Raw genomic sequence first — 261 nt, 5'->3', positions numbered from 1 at the left:
ACCATGTAGAGGTGGTCGCTGTCCTTCGTGCCGGCGTCGGCCGGCAGCCATGCGGCGACCGCGGCCGGATCGGCGACCAGCCGGCGCGGGTCCGGATAGGCTTCCAGCACCTTCGGCGGCACCGCGCCCGCATCGCTGCGCAGCCACACCATCGTGAGCCGGTGTCGCTCGCCCGCCTGCGTGACGCGGATCTGGCGCATGAAATAGAGCTTTTGCGCGCATGCGTCATCGCACGCGCTGCGGTCGGTCATCACGAACAGC

The 261-nt window shown here is 69.7% G+C and carries 1 pseudogene; it reads right to left on the bottom strand.

The features are described 5' to 3' along the window. Positions 1 to 261, bottom strand: a pseudogene (locus tag SB772_RS42475) (cytochrome C oxidase subunit I); the annotation flags it as partial.

This window comes from Paraburkholderia sp. SIMBA_030, from assembly GCF_046535245.1.
Lineage (GTDB): Bacteria > Pseudomonadota > Gammaproteobacteria > Burkholderiales > Burkholderiaceae > Paraburkholderia.
This window is presented reverse-complemented; position numbering and strand designations above follow the sequence as displayed.